We start from the raw sequence: 13,156 nt of genomic DNA on the forward strand, positions 1-13,156 counted from the left end.
ATGCTGATCGCCGGCATCGATATCGGCTCGGGCACGACCAAGTGCGTGCTCGTGGACGAGGACCGCGGGATCCGCGGGCGCGGCCAGGTGAAGACCAAGGCGGACTTCGAGAAGGTGTCTTGCCTGGCCATGGAGGCCGCCTGCGCGGATGCGGGCGTTGGCGCCGACGCGGTCGGCTACATCGCCACGACGGGCCTCGGGCGCTACGCCGTGCCCTTCCGCGACATCCAGATCACCGATCTCACGTGCGGCGCCCGCGGCGCGGCGACGCTCTTCCCCGATGCGGGCTTCGTCCTCGACATCGGCGCGCAGTGCTCCCGCGCCATCCACCTGCGCGACGGCGGCAAGGTCAAAGAGTTTCACATGAACGAGAAGTGCGCGGCGGGCTCGGGCGGCTTCCTCGAGCGCGCGGCGAAGTACCTCGAGGTGACCGTTGCCGATATCGGTCCGATGTCACTCGGGGCCACGCGGCCGCAGGCCATCTCGAGCGTCTGCGCGGTGCTGGCCGAGTCCGAGATCATCAACCACATCTCGGAAGGCGTGACGGTGGAGAACATCCTGCGCGGCATCCACAACTCGCTGGCCGACCGGGCTTTGTCCCTCCTGAAGCGCGTCGGCATGGACGGGCCCGTGACCTTCATCGGCGGTGTCGCCCGGCAGGAGGGGATGGTGGTCGCCCTCAAGGACAAGCTCGGCGTCCAGGTCAACGTGCCTGACGGCCCGGAGTACACGACCGCGCTCGGCGCCGCGCTCCTGGGGCTGCAGCGCCACCGCAAGATGGCCACGACCGCGGCTGTGGCCGCCTGAAGCGCGAGGAGACACACATGGCCCGACTGGACGTGTCGATTCGACCCGTGGAGCCGTCCGACCTCGACGCGCTCGTGCGCATCGACGAGAAGCTCTCCGGACAGACCCGCAAGGACTACTGGCAGCGCAGGCTCGAGATCTCGGTGCTGAGGCCGCCCTGGATGTCGCTCGTGGCCGAGACCGATGGCCGCCTCGCGGGCTTCCTGTTCGGCTGGGTGAGCGAGAGCGAGTTCGGCATCGCCGAGCCGACCGGCTGGGTCGACCTGATCGGCGTGGACCCGCCGTACCGCGGGCGGGGCGTCGGCCACGCGCTCCTCCAGCGCTTTCTCGACAGCGGCAGCGAGCTCCGGTCCATCGCCAAGGTCGCGACGCTGATCGACCTCGGCCAGGCCGACATCCGCGAGTTCTTCACGCGGCTGGGCTTCCGCCACGGACCGATGATCCAAATGGAGCGAGATGTCTAAGGAGGACCTGACTATGCGCGCGATACTGGCCCTGCTGCTCTCCACCCTTGCCCTGACGTGGGGCAGTCCGGCCGCCCAGGCCCAGGACGCCTACAAGGTCGGCGCGATCTTCTCCATCACGGGCCCGGGCTCCTCGCTCGGCATCCCCGAGCGCGACACGGCGCTCATGCTCGAGGCCGACATCAACGCCAAGGGCGGGATCAAGGGGCCCGACGGCAAGCTCCACCCGCTCAAGATCGTGATCTACGACGACGCGAGCGACGAGACCAAGGCGGTGCTGGCCGCCAAGAAGCTCATCGACGAGGACAAGGTCACGGCGATCGTGGGCACCACGCTCTCCGGCACGTCGCTGGCCATCCTGGACACGGTGCAGAAGGCGGAGGTGCCGCTCGTCTCCTGCGCCGCGGCCATCAAGATCGTCGAGCCCGCCGCCGAGCGCAAGTGGATCTTCAAGACGCCGCAGAGCGACTACCTGATCGTCGGCGTGCTCGTGGACTACCTCAAGGCCAAGGGCCTGACGAAGGTCGGCTGGCTCAACGTGGACTACGCCTTCGGCCAGCTGGGCTGGATCGAGTTCGAGAAGGCGGCGCAGAAGGCGGGCCTGACGATCGCCGCGAACGAGAAGTTCGGGCAGAAGGACGTGGACATGACCGCCCAGATGACCCGCGTCAAGGCGGCCAACCCGCAGGCCGTGGTCATCTGGTCCATCCCGCCCTCGGCGTCCCTCGCCACCAAGAACTACGCCGACCTCGGCCTGAAGATGCCGCTGTTCCAGAGCCACGGCGTGGGCAACAAGACCTTTATCCAGCTGGCGGGCCCCGCCTCGAACGGCGTGGTCTTCCCCGCCGGCAAGCTGCTCGTGGCCGAGCAGCTGCCGGACGGCGATGTGCAGAAGCCCGTGCTGCTCGCCTACGCGCGCGACTTCGAGGCCAAGTACGGCCCGCGCAACACCTTCGGCGGCCACGCCTGGGACGCCGTGCACCTCGTGGTCAAGGCCCTCGAGCGGGCCGGGACCGACCGGGCGGGCGTCCGCTCGGCCATCGAAGGCACCCGGAACTTCGTCGGGATCACCGGCGTGTTCGACTTCTCGGCCACGGACCACAACGGCCTCGACCGCCGCGCCGTCACCATGATCCAGATCACGGACGGCCAGTGGCGCCAGGCCAAGTGACAACCACCGTATGACAGCCGCTGACCAACTTGCTCAGTATTTAGCCTCTGGGCTGGTGGTCGGCGGCGTCTACGCGCTCATCGGACTCGGCTTCGTCATCGTCTACAGCGTCACGCGCGTCATCAACTTCGCCCAGGGCGAATTCGTCATGCTGGGGGCGCTCCTGATGGTCACCTTCGAGTCGCGGGGGCTGGGCGCATGGGCGGCCTTCGCGCTGACGATCGCGTGCGTCGCGGCGCTCGGGGCGCTGCTCGAGCGCGCGGCCGTTCACCCCATCGCCAACGCGCCGGGCTTGACCATCCTCATCGTGACGATCGGCGCCTCCATCGCCCTCCGGGGCGGGGCGCTCGTCGTATGGGGCACGGACCCCTTCGCGCTGCCGGCCTTCTCGGCGGGACCGCCGCTCCACTTCTTGGGCGCCACGATCGTGAGGCAGGGAATCTGGGTCCTCGGCGTGGCCGCGGCGGTGTTCGCAGGGCTCTGGTTCTTCTTCACGCGGACCTACCCAGGCACGGCCGTCCGCGGCTGCGCGATCAACGCCCGGGCGGCCCGGCTCATGGGCATCCCCGTCGAGCGGATGTGGCTGCTCGCCTTCGCCCTGTCGGGCGCCCTCGGGGCGGTCGCGGGCGCGGTGATCGCGCCCATCACCTATGCCACCTACGACATGGGGCTGATGCTCGGGCTCAAGGGCTTCGTGGCGGCCGTGCTCGGCGGGCTCGTCAGTCCGCCGGGCGCGATCGCCGGCGGCTTCCTCCTGGGCGTTCTCGAATCGTTGTCCGCTGGTTTTCTCTCGTCCGGTTACAAGGACGCGGTGGCCTTCGTGGTGCTGATCGTGATCGGCCTGGTGCAGGCGGCGGGGTGGCTGCCCTGGCGGGTGGCGGAAGAGGGCGAGACATGACGCCCGGCCGTCGCTGGGCGCTGCTGGCGGCCGCTGCGGTCCTCATCGGCGCGGCCGGGGGCATGGTCCGCTCGACCTACGTCCTCGGCATGCTGATCTTCATCGCGCTCAACGGGATGGCGGCGCTCGGGCTGTCGCTCGTCATGGGCTTCGCGGGGCAGGTCTCGCTCGGCCAGGCCGCCTTCTACGCCATCGGCGCGTACGTCTCGGGCGTGCTGACGGCGTCCTACGGCTGGAACGGCTGGCTCTCCGTGGCCGCGGCCGTGCTGGCCGGAGCGGTCTCGGCTTTCCTCGTGGGCCTGCCCGTCTTCAGGCTCTCGGGGCTGCTCCTGGCGATGGCCACGCTCGGCTTCGGCATCATCGTCTACTACGTCCTCGTGAACTGGAGCGCGGTCACCGGCGGGCCCTCGGGGCTCACGGGCATCCCGCCGCTCGCCGTCGGCGGCTTCCGCTTCGACACCGACGCGCGCATGCTCTGGCTCGCGTGGGGCTGTCTCCTGGCCGTGCTCGGCCTGGCGGGCAACGTCGTGGACTCACGCATCGGTCGCGCGCTGAGGGCGCTGCACGGCAGCCCGGCCGCTGCCGAAGCCGCGGGCATCGCGACTACCAAGCTCAAGCTCGGGGTCTTCGCGGTGGCCGGCGCGACGACGGCGCTCGCCGGGGCGCTCTACGCCCACTACCTGACCTTCATCAATCCGTCGCCGTTCGGCTTTGCCTTCTCCGTCGAGCTGGTGGTCATGGTGGTGCTGGGCGGCACGGCGAGCCTCTGGGGCGGCGTGCTGGGCGCGGCGGTCGTCGTGCTGCTGGCCGAGGGCATCCGCTCGCTCCTGCCGCTTCTGTCGGCCTCTCACGCGGCGGCGGAATACGAGATCGTCGTCTTCGGGCTCGTCCTCATGACCTTCATGATCCTCCTGCCCGGCGGCCTCGCGGGCCTCGCCCGGAGGGCCGCGTGAGCGCGGGCGCTCTCCTCGACGTCCAGGGGCTCGGCAAGGAGTTCGGCGGCCTCACGGCCGTTCGCGCCGTGGACTTCGCCGTCGAGGCCGGGCAGATCAAGGCGCTGATCGGACCCAACGGCGCCGGGAAGACTACCATCTTCAACATGATCGCCGGCGTGATCGAGCCTACGCGAGGTCGCGTCCTCTTCGAGGGCGAGCCCCTGCCGGTGCGGCGGCCCCACGCGGTCGCCGCGCGCGGCATCGCGCGCACCTTCCAGCTCGTCCGGCTCTTCGGCGACATGACGGTGCTCGAGAACGTCCTCGTCGGCTGCCACAGGCGGGGGCGGGCCGGCTGGGCGGGCTGCGCGTTCCGCACGCGGCGAATGCGGGAGGAGGAGAAGCGTCTCAGAGAGCGCGCCTGGCAGGTCCTCGCGTGGCTCGGGCTCGAAGACCGCGCGCACCGGCCCGCCGCGCTCCTGCCCTACGGCGAGCAGCGCCTGGTCGAGATGGGCAGGGCGCTGGCCGGCGGGCCGCGTCTCCTCCTGCTGGACGAGCCCGGCGCCGGGCTCAACGCGGAGGAACACGCCCGCCTGGCCGCGCTCATCCGCAAGGTCCGCGAGGACGGGACGACGGTGCTCCTGGTGGATCATCACATGGACTTCGTCATGGGCCTCTCCGACGAAGTGCTGGTGCTCTCCTACGGCGAGAAGCTCGCCGAGGGGCTGCCCCGCGATGTCCGGCGGGATCCCGCCGTGATCGCGGCGTATCTCGGTGTGGAGGCGGCGTGATGCCGGCCGCCCTCGAGGTCCGGGGCATCGACGTCTTCTACGGCCGGGTGCAGGCGCTTCGCGGCGTGTCGCTCGAGGTCGGGCACGGGGAGCTCGTCACCCTGGTCGGCCCGAACGGGGCCGGCAAGAGCACGCTCCTGCGCGCCGTCACGGGGATGGTGCCGGTCCGGGCGGGCGCCGTCCTCTTCGAGGGCGCGCCCATCACGGGGCGGCCGACGGAGGCCATCGTGCACCTCGGCCTCTCGATGGTGCCCGAGGGGCGCCTGCTCTTCGGTCCGCTCAGCGTGCGGGACAACCTGGCGCTCGGTGCCTATGCGCGCGGACGCGCGGGGCGGCGGCAAACGATGATTGCCGACCTCGAGCGCGTGCTGGCGCTCTTTCCCGTCCTCGCATCCCGCCTGCGGCAGCCCGTCGCCACGCTCTCAGGCGGCGAGCAGCAGATGGTGGCCATCGGCCGGGCGCTCATGGCCCGGCCGCGGTGCCTCCTGCTGGACGAGCCCTCGGTCGGTCTGGCGCCGCTGATGGTGGCCGAGATCTTCCGCGTGATCGAGACGCTCAAGGGCGAGGGGCTCAGCATGCTGCTCGTCGAGCAGAACGCGCGCGCGGCCTTCCGCATCGCCGACCGCGGCTATGCGCTCGGGCCCGGGGGGCGGCTCGGCCCGGCCGACCGCGCCGCGCACGAAGCGTACGGACTCGAGCTGGTCGAGGAGGAGATCCCGCGATGACGGATCTGGCTGTGATCGAGCGCATGCCGCGTGCCGAGCGTGAGGCCCGGCAGGTCCATCGCCTCAAGGCCCTCATCACCCGCCTGTCGGAGCGCGTCCCGCTGTACCGTGAGAGGCTGAGCGAGGCCGGGGTCCAGCCCGGCGACATCCGCTCCCTGGCCGACCTGGCCCGGCTCCCCTTCACGGTCAAGGACGACTTCCGGCAGACCTATCCCTACGGTCTCCTGGCCGTGCCCATGGAGGAAGTGATCCGCGTGCACGCGTCCTCGGGCACGACGGGAAAGCCGACCGTGGTCGCCTACACGCGGCAGGACGTGGACACCTGGAGCGAGGTGATGGCCCGCACGTTGATGGCGGGCGGCGTGGGCCCCAGCGACGTCGTCCACAACGCCTACGGCTACGGGTTGTTCACGGGCGGGCTCGGCTTCCACTACGGCGCCGAGCGGGTGGGCGCCGCCGTGGTGCCGATGTCGGGCGGCTTCACCGACCGCCAGCTGATGGCGCTCCGCGATCTGGGCGCGACGGTGCTCTGCTGCACGCCCTCGTACGCGCTCCACCTGGCCGAGGCCATCGAGGAGGCGGGCCTCAAGCCCAAGGACCTCAAGCTCCGCGTGGGCTTTTTCGGCGCCGAGCCCTGGACCGAGGCGATGCGGAACGCGCTCGAGACGCGGCTCAACATCATGGCGCTCAACATCTACGGGCTCAGCGAGGTCATCGGCCCCGGTGTGTCCGTCGAGTGCCCCGAGCGGGACGGCATGCACGTCGCCGAGGACCACTTCCTGCCCGAGATCGTCGACCCGGCCACGCTCACGCCGGTGCCCGAGGGAACGGTGGGAGAGCTCGTCTTCACCACGCTCACCAAGGAGGCGCTGCCGGTGCTGCGGTACCGGACGCGCGACCTGACCTCGATGACGACCGAGCCGTGCCGCTGCGGCCGGACGCTCGCCCGCATCGGCCGGATCATGGGCCGCACGGACGACATGCTGATCATCCGCGGCGTCAACGTCTATCCCTCGCAGGTCGAGCACGCGCTGCTCCAGGTCGCCGACGTCGAGCCGCACTACCTCCTTGTGGTCCGCCGCGACAGCGCGCTGGACACGATGGAGGTGCGGGTCGAGGCGCGCGCCGCCGTTGCCGAGGCGGGCGCTGACGCCATGCGAGCGCTGGAGGCCGTCGTGCGCCGGAAGATCTTCGAGACCATCGGCATCACCGCCGCCGTCAGCGTCGTGCCACCCAAGACCATCGAGCGCAGCGCGGGCAAGGCCCAGCGCGTGCTCGACCTGCGCAAGTGAGGAGGAAGCCATGACCCAGCCTGCCGCCACAACCGACCGCGACACCCGGACGCGTGCCCAGGATCCGGCTGAGGCCCTGGTTAACTGCCAGGTCTGTGGCGCCGCGCGCACGCCCCAGGACTCCATCTTCTGCCGAGTCTGCGGCGAGCCCGTCATCGTCTGCGGGTGGGCGCCGTGAGCGCGTCAGGGCTCATCGGGCGCGCCTGGGACGGGACGGTCGCGAGGTTGACGCTCGCGCGGCCGCCGCTCAACATCATGACCATCCCGATGATGGAGGAGCTCAACGACGCTCTCGACGCGGTCGCCGAGCGCCCCGGGCTCAAGTGCGTTCTGCTCGAGGCCCAGGGCAAGGCGTTCTCGGCCGGCGTCGACGTCGAGGACCACATGGGCGACAGGATCAAGCCCATGCTCGAGGCGTTCCACGGCATATTCCGCCGGCTGCACGCGCTCGACTGCGTCACGGTGGCCGCGGTGCAGGGCGCGGCGCTCGGGGGCGGGGCGGAGCTCGCGACCTTCTGCGACCTCGTCGTCGCCTCCGAGAGCGCCACGCTCGGCCAGCCCGAGATCAAGGTCGGCGTCTTCCCGCCCATCGCGGCGCTGCACTATCCGGTGCGCGTCGGGGCGCAGCGCGCGCTCCAGCTCCTGCTTTCCGGCCAGGTCATCGGCGCCGCCGAGGCGCTGCGGATCGGCCTCGTGGATCGCGTGGCGCCGCCAGACAAGCTTGCCGAGACGGTCGAGGCGGAGATCGCGCGTTTCACCGCCCAGAGCGCCGCCGTGCTGCGCCTGACCAAGCGCGCCGTCCGCGAGGCGGCCGGGGCGCCGTTCGAGATCGCGCTGAGCCGGCTCGAGGATCTCTACCAGCACGAGCTGATGGCGACCGAGGACGCCCACGAGGGGCTCAAGGCCTTCGCAGAGAAGCGCAAGCCCGTCTGGGTCAACCGCTAGCCCGGATTATGCGTGAAGACAGCGCCACCCTCACCCCAACCCTCTCCCTCTCCGAGGGAGAGGGAGACCTCGGTTCCCTCGGCCCCGGAGGGGAGGAGCGGAGAGGGAGGCGTAGGGTTCCCTCGCCCCCGGAGGAGGAGAGGGCAGGGTGAGGGGGCGGCGTTTCGGTTCCCCCCGGAGCGGGAGAGGGCAAGGTGAGAGGGAGACGTTTCGGTTCCCTCGCCCCCGGAGGGGCAGAGGGCCGCAGTTCGAGCTGAGCGGCTCAGCCGCGCGGCGAGGGCTGAGTAGATGAGGGGGCGGCGTGCCGGTTCCTCGCCCCCGAAGGGGGAGAGGGTAGGGTGAGGGGGCGGCGAGAACGCGGACAGGGCGTTCATGAGTAACGTACGCTAGAGAACGAGGAGGAGAACGTCATGAAGCTTCGAGGCAAGACGGCGCTCGTCACCGGCGGCGGCCGCGGCATCGGCAGGGCCATCGCGCTGGGGCTCAGCCAGGAAGGCGCACAGGTCGCTGTGCTGGACATCCTGGCCGACAACGCCGCTGCTGTGGCGGGCGAGATCGAGGCCACGGGCGTCAAGGCGCTGGCGCTCCCGGCCGACCTGACGAAGCGCGTGCAGGTGGATCGGGCGATCGCCGATACCCTCGCCCAGTTCGGCCAGATCGACATCCTGGTCAACAACGCCGGGTGGGACCGGATGGAGATGTTCCTCGACAGCGAAGAGGAGACCTGGGACAAGATCATCGCGATCAACTTCAAGGGCATGCTCTACGTCTGCAAGGCGGCGCTGCCCTCCATGGTCGCGCGCGGCCAGGGCAAGGTCATCAGCATCGCCTCCGACGCCGGGCGGGCGGGCTCGACGGGCGAGGCGGTCTACGCGGGCACCAAGGGCGCGATCATCGCGTTTTCGAAGACCCTGGCCCGCGAGATGGCCCGCCACAAGATCACGGTCAACGTGGTCTGCCCGGGCCTGACCGAGACGCCGCTGCTCCAGAGCATCCGCGAGCAGTCGCCCAAGACCGAGAAAGTCATCGAGGCCGTTACCCGCGCCATCCCGCTCGGGCGCGTGGGCCAGCCCGAGGACATCGCCGGGGCCGTCGTCTACCTGGCCTCGCCCGCTGCCGACTTCGTCACCGGCCAGACGCTCAGCGTGAGCGGCGGCCTGACAATGGCCTAATTGGGGCCTAACCGGAACAACGACAAGGAGCCTGCCATGACCCCGCGACCCAAGGCGCTCGACATCATGTACTACGTGGCGACACCGGAGTTCATCGGTAAGTGGACCGACGCCAAGAAGGGCGAGCTGATCTGCCGGATGGAGCGCGCTATCGGCAGCCTGCCGCAGTTCGACTCGATCCCGACCATGCTCGGCAAGATGGACGAGGCGGGCGTCGAGAAGGTCTTCATCACCCAGACCAAGATGTGGTCGTACTGGAACAAGTGGATGTACATGGACACGTCCCTCGAGGAGGTGACCCAGTACACGGAGAAGTACCCGGACCGCTTCGTGGGCCTCGCCGGCTACAATCCCTTCCGCATCAAGGAGAGCCTGACCGAGATCGAGCTGGCCGTGAAGAAGTACAATTTCAAGGGCGTGTATGTCCACATCTACGGCTTCGACATCCCGCTGCACGACAAGAAGATGTACCCGCTCTACGCCAAGTGCGCGGAGCTCGACGTGCCCGTGTCCATGCAGGTCGGGCACGTGCTTGAGTCCATGCCGAGCGAGCACGGCCGCCCCATGTACCTGGACCAGATCGCCTCGGACTTCCCGACCCTCCGGATCCTGGGCGCGCACACCGGCTGGCCGTGGGTCGAGGAGCTGATCAGCGTCTGCTACAAGTGGGACAACGTCTGGTTCGGCGTGGACGCGTGGATGCCGAAGTACCTCAAGCCGGAGATCATCAACTTCATCGGCAGCCGCATGGGCCAGGACCGCGCGGTCTGGGGCACCAACGGGCTGCCGTGGAAGGAGAGCCTCGACCAGGTCGACGGCCTGGGGCTGAGAGACGAGGCGCGCCAGAAGCTTCTGCGCGACAACGCCCGGGAGCTGTTCAAGATCTGAGGAGGTCTTCTATGCCCACTGCTACGGAGGTGCTCCGCGAGGAGCACCGGGTCATCCTGCGCGCCCTCGGCGTGCTCGAGGCGGCCGCCGCTCGCCTGGCGGGTGGGCGGCCGCTGCCCGAGGGGTGGTGGCCGGAGATCATCGCGTGGCTGCGCGCCTTCGCCGACAAGAATCACCACGCCAAGGAGGAGACCTCCCTGTTCCCGGCCATGGTCAAGGCCGGCGTGCCCTCGGTCGGCGGTCCCATCGACGTCATGCTCGAGGAGCACCAGCGCGGCCGGGCCCTGGTCCGCGCCATGGAGGCGGGCGAGCCCGCCGCCCGCGCGGCGAAGGCGCGCGAGTACGTCGCGCTCCTCCGCGAGCACATCGAAAAGGAGAACGGGGTGCTCTTCCCGCTGGCCGACGCCGTCCTCGACGCCGCCGCGCAACGGGCGCTCCAGCGCGAGTTCGACGCCGTCGAGGCCGAGCAGGGCAGGGACGCCTCGATCCCGCACGCCGAGGCGGCGGTGGAGCGGCTGCAGGCGGCCCTCGCCAGCTGACGGACGCGGCGCATACTGTACCCAGGGCGGAATTGGGAGGACGAGCGATGAAACGAGACGATCGAGAGAGGGACGCAGGCTGTCCGCTGCTCATGCCGGGGGCGAGCAAGGGGCGGGCCGGTTTCCAGGTTGCCGTCTACTGCCGCCTGCCCAATGGCCGGGTGCGCGTCCCGACCCCGGACCAGCTCGGATCACTGTGCTTCGCCGGGCGGTACCGGGACTGCCCCGGCTATCGCCGCTGGGCCAGGAGCCGGCTGGTACCCGCGGCCTCGCTGCCGTGAAGGGGAGGGCAAGCTGAAGATCTATCTGATCGCGCCGAAGAACCCCGAGTCGTTCTGGACTTTCGACCGGGTCTTGCCGAGCATCGGGAAGCGCTGCGCCTTTCCCTCTCTCGCCCTGCCGACAGTGGCGGGGTTGACGCCGGCCGGCCACGAGGTCGTGCTCTGCGACGAGAACGTGGAGCCGATCGACTTCGACACCGACGCGGACCTGGTCGGCATCACCGGCTTCGCCGTGCACACGCGCCGGATCTTCGAGATCGCGGAGGCCTTCCGGCGCCGCGGCAAGCTGGTCGCGGCCGGCGGCCCGTTCGCCACGCTCTGCCCGGAGGAGCTGCGGGGCCGGGTGGACGTGCTCTTCGTCGGCGAGGCGGAGTACACGTGGCCGCAATTCGTCCGGGATTTCGAGACCGGGGTATGGCAGCCGGAGTACCGCCAGGACGAGAAACCGAGCATGCTGGACTCGCCGCTGCCGCGCTTCGATCTCTTGAAGGTCAACCGCTACCGCAGCATGGCCATCCAGTTCGCGCGCGGCTGTCCCTACAACTGCGAGTTCTGCGACATCATCGTGATGTACGGCCGCCGGCCGCGGACCAAATCCGTCGCCCAGGTGCTGGCCGAGGTGGAGGCGATCTTTGCCCTCGGCGCGAAAAATATCTTCGTCGTGGACGACAACTTCATCGGCAACAAGAAGGAGGCTAAGGCTCTCCTGACAGCGCTCGGTGACTGGCAGCGGGCGCGCGGCTATCCCATCGAGTTCATGACCGAGGTGAGCCTCAACGTCGCGCAGGACCCCGAGCTCTTGGCCCTCATGAAGCGGGCCCGCTTCACCACGCTCTTCGTGGGCATCGAATCCCCCCGCATGGCGAGCCTGCAGGAGTCGAACAAGGCGCAGAACGCGCGGGAGGACATGGTCACCGCCGTCCACCGCATCCAGGCCGCCGGCATCGAGGTGATGGCGGGCATGATCGTGGGCTTCGACAGCGACGACCCGGCCATCTTCGAGGAGCAGTTCCGCTTCATCCAGCAGGCCCGGATCCCGATCTCGATGACGGGCATGCTGAACGCGATGCCGAAGACGCCGCTCCACGCGCGCCTGAAGAAGGCCGGGCGGCTCATCGCCGAGTCGGTGGGAGACCAGTTCGTGTTCACGAACATCGTGCCGGGCGGCATGTCACGACTCGAGCTCTACGAGGGCTACCGGCGGCTGCTCCGCCGTCTCTACGCCTACCGCAACTACCGCCGGCGGTCGATGGCGCTCATCCTGAACCGGGGCGCGCTCCTCAGCTCCCGGGCCCGCGCCAGGCGCGAGGACCTGGGGCTCCTCCTCCGTATCGGCTGGACGTGCGTCCTGCGCACCTCGCCGCGCCGCGCGTGGCTCACGCTCTCGATGTTCCTCGAGACGGCGTGCCGGCGCCCGAGGGCCGTGCGGCAGGCGCTGACGCTGGCGCTCATGCACAAGCACTTCTACGGGTACGTGCGGGAGACGTCGAGGCGGCTGGACGCGCTGATCCGGGAGCTGCGGGAGTCCGAGCCGGCTATCGGAGCAGCGACAGGCCGAGCAGGACGATGACGAGGACGACCAGCACGTTGATCCGCGCGACCCAGGAGGCGCGGACGCGGACCGATGGGGCGGCGCCGGGCTTGCCGGCGCGTGGCCCCAGCACGAAGTCGTGCACGACGGCTAGACCCAGCGCGAGGACGACGAGCCCGAGCTTCCAGTGCAGGCGAGGCAGGCGCAGGAGATAGGGATTGAGCCAGAGATTGCCGAGCCCCGTCGCCACCAGCAGGCCGAGCGCGATCCAGCCGATCGTCCGGAAGCGGACCCCCACGGCGTGGAAGAGCCGCGCGCGGAGCGCCGGGTCCTCGCGCCGCGTCACCGGCACGAGGACCAGGGCGACGAAGAGCATGCCGCCGATCCAGGTGATGGCCGCCACGACGTGAAGCCACCTGAGCAGGAGCGACATCGCCGGGAGCATAGCACGGCCCTGCGCCGCGGCGGCCGCCCCGCCGCCGGCGCCCGCGCGGAGTTCTGGACCGAGCGGACGGTGGCCTGGTACGAGCGCGCCAACGAGCGGAGCGACTACGCGGCGCGCGTCCTCGGCGCCCTCGGCCCTGCCCTCGTCGGCTGCCGCGACGCGCTCGACGTGGGCGCGGGCTTCGGGGCCCTGGCCCTGCCGCTCGCGCAGCGGCTCGAGGCCGTGACGGCCCTCGAGCCCTCCGCGGCGATGGCGGGCGCGCTCCGCGCGGGGGC

Annotated in this window: 17 protein-coding genes; 16 read left to right on the forward strand and 1 reads right to left on the reverse strand. The window is 70.1% G+C overall.

Annotation, left to right across the window (positions count from 1 at the left end; translation table 11 throughout):
• From Q7W02_21560 to Q7W02_21630, 15 genes are all read left to right on the forward strand, one after another.
• Positions 1–807, forward strand: coding sequence for an acyl-CoA dehydratase activase (locus Q7W02_21560; GenBank protein ID MDO8478735.1), 807 nt, complete (start codon positions 1–3; stop codon positions 805–807).
• Positions 808–824: 17 nt separating this feature from the next.
• Entirely contained in the window at positions 825–1,271 is a 447-nt protein-coding gene (locus tag Q7W02_21565) for a GNAT family N-acetyltransferase (GenBank protein MDO8478736.1), read from the forward strand.
• Between the two features lie 13 nt (positions 1,272–1,284).
• Entirely contained in the window at positions 1,285–2,442 is a 1,158-nt protein-coding gene (locus Q7W02_21570) for an ABC transporter substrate-binding protein (GenBank protein MDO8478737.1), read from the forward strand.
• Positions 2,443–2,452: 10 nt separating this feature from the next.
• Positions 2,453–3,340: a branched-chain amino acid ABC transporter permease gene (locus Q7W02_21575; GenBank protein MDO8478738.1), complete on the forward strand. Its 888-nt coding sequence runs from the start codon at positions 2,453–2,455 to the stop codon at positions 3,338–3,340.
• Positions 3,337–4,293, forward strand: a complete 957-nt coding sequence (locus Q7W02_21580) for a branched-chain amino acid ABC transporter permease (GenBank protein MDO8478739.1) — start codon at positions 3,337–3,339, stop codon at positions 4,291–4,293. Before Q7W02_21575 ends, Q7W02_21580 begins: the two co-directional genes overlap by 4 nt.
• Positions 4,290–5,063: an ABC transporter ATP-binding protein gene (locus Q7W02_21585; GenBank protein ID MDO8478740.1), complete on the forward strand. Its 774-nt coding sequence runs from the start codon at positions 4,290–4,292 to the stop codon at positions 5,061–5,063. Before Q7W02_21580 ends, Q7W02_21585 begins: the two co-directional genes overlap by 4 nt.
• Positions 5,063–5,788: an ABC transporter ATP-binding protein gene (locus tag Q7W02_21590; protein ID MDO8478741.1), complete on the forward strand. Its 726-nt coding sequence runs from the start codon at positions 5,063–5,065 to the stop codon at positions 5,786–5,788. Before Q7W02_21585 ends, Q7W02_21590 begins: the two co-directional genes overlap by 1 nt.
• Complete coding sequence (locus Q7W02_21595; protein MDO8478742.1) at positions 5,785–7,080, forward strand: phenylacetate--CoA ligase; 1,296 nt, start codon at positions 5,785–5,787, stop codon at positions 7,078–7,080. Before Q7W02_21590 ends, Q7W02_21595 begins: the two co-directional genes overlap by 4 nt.
• A gap of 10 nt (positions 7,081–7,090) precedes the next feature.
• Positions 7,091–7,258 (forward strand): hypothetical protein, encoded by a 168-nt coding sequence (locus Q7W02_21600; GenBank protein ID MDO8478743.1) that lies wholly within the window; start codon positions 7,091–7,093, stop codon positions 7,256–7,258.
• Positions 7,255–8,025 (forward strand): enoyl-CoA hydratase-related protein, encoded by a 771-nt coding sequence (locus tag Q7W02_21605; protein ID MDO8478744.1) that lies wholly within the window; start codon positions 7,255–7,257, stop codon positions 8,023–8,025. Before Q7W02_21600 ends, Q7W02_21605 begins: the two co-directional genes overlap by 4 nt.
• A 410-nt stretch (positions 8,026–8,435) precedes the next feature.
• On the forward strand, positions 8,436–9,197 hold the full coding sequence (locus Q7W02_21610) for a glucose 1-dehydrogenase (GenBank protein ID MDO8478745.1): 762 nt from the start codon (positions 8,436–8,438) through the stop codon (positions 9,195–9,197).
• Positions 9,198–9,233: 36 nt separating this feature from the next.
• Positions 9,234–10,085, forward strand: coding sequence for an amidohydrolase family protein (locus Q7W02_21615; protein ID MDO8478746.1), 852 nt, complete (start codon positions 9,234–9,236; stop codon positions 10,083–10,085).
• Between the two features lie 11 nt (positions 10,086–10,096).
• Entirely contained in the window at positions 10,097–10,624 is a 528-nt protein-coding gene (locus Q7W02_21620) for a hemerythrin domain-containing protein (GenBank protein ID MDO8478747.1), read from the forward strand.
• A gap of 47 nt (positions 10,625–10,671) precedes the next feature.
• The gene (locus Q7W02_21625; protein ID MDO8478748.1) at positions 10,672–10,905 is read left to right on the forward strand and encodes a hypothetical protein; all 234 of its coding nucleotides are present in this window, start codon (positions 10,672–10,674) and stop codon (positions 10,903–10,905) included.
• A gap of 73 nt (positions 10,906–10,978) precedes the next feature.
• Positions 10,979–12,475, forward strand: coding sequence for a DUF4070 domain-containing protein (locus tag Q7W02_21630; GenBank protein ID MDO8478749.1), 1,497 nt, complete (start codon positions 10,979–10,981; stop codon positions 12,473–12,475).
• Here the strand turns inward: Q7W02_21630 and Q7W02_21635 are convergent.
• A complete protein-coding gene (locus Q7W02_21635) occupies positions 12,441–12,839 on the reverse strand; it encodes a DUF4149 domain-containing protein (GenBank protein MDO8478750.1) in 399 nt (132 codons plus the stop codon). The genes Q7W02_21630 and Q7W02_21635 overlap by 35 nt on opposite strands.
• A gap of 3 nt (positions 12,840–12,842) precedes the next feature.
• On the opposite strand from Q7W02_21635, the gene Q7W02_21640 reads away from it, so the two are divergent.
• Positions 12,843–13,156 (forward strand): hypothetical protein (locus Q7W02_21640; GenBank protein MDO8478751.1); only part of this gene is annotated, 314 nt, incomplete at its 3' end.

The sequence above is a fragment of the Candidatus Rokuibacteriota bacterium genome (genome assembly GCA_030647435.1).
Taxonomy (GTDB): Bacteria; Methylomirabilota; Methylomirabilia; order Rokubacteriales; family CSP1-6; genus AR37.